Here is a 783-nt window from a genome sequence, read left to right on the forward strand (position 1 = left end):
CCTTTGTTCAGCACTACGCCATCATCGATCGGCATTTCAATCTGGTTGCGCACGATGCGGTTTAAAAAGCAGCCGTGGTCGGTCAGTTTTAACTGGCTGAGGCGTTTGCCGACGCCGTTGTTGTTTTTGACCACAATCTCTTCGGTGACGATGCGCATATCGAGCAGGTCACGATCGAACACTTCCTTGCCATCGCGGAAATTGGAGTTGAGGCGTGCATGGGCATCCGGATAGCCCACCAACGCGATCTCATCGCCCAGTTGCAAGGTCGCATCCCCATCCGGCGTGGCGAGAATGCCGTTACGACGCAGGCGTTCAATGGAGCAGCCGGTTTGCCGGTAAATGCCCAGTTCGCGCAGATTTTTTCCGTCCGCCCAGGCAACCAGCTCCGGCCCGACGCGATAAGCGCGGATAATGGGGAGATACACTTTACGTTGACTGTCGGGATCGAGACCGCGTTCACGCGCGATTTGTTGCGCGCTGGTCGGCAGATCCTGATGCTGCAGTTTTGGTAGATAGCGTGCGCCAAAAATCAGGCTGACCAGCCCGATCAGATAGGTCAGCGCATAGCCAAGGCTCAGGTGATCCAATTCGACGCCAAGCTGTGGATTGACGCTGTTGGCATTGCGTAGCGCATCTCCCGCCCCAACCAGCACGGGCGTTGAGGTCATTGCACCTGCCAGCATGCCTGCCGTCAGGCCGATATCCCAGCCGAAAAGTTTGCCCAACAGCAGTGCCAACACCAGCGCCGAGCTGACCAAGACTAAGGCAAGGGCGAAATAG

At 57.1% G+C, this 783-nt stretch carries 1 protein-coding gene; it reads right to left on the minus strand.

The window, feature by feature from the left end:
• Positions 1-783, minus strand: a 783-nt coding sequence (locus J5224_RS32045) for a TrkA C-terminal domain-containing protein (protein ID WP_319802529.1), incomplete at both ends; no start/stop codon positions are given.

It is taken from the genome of Candidatus Symbiopectobacterium sp. NZEC135 (assembly GCF_025962695.1).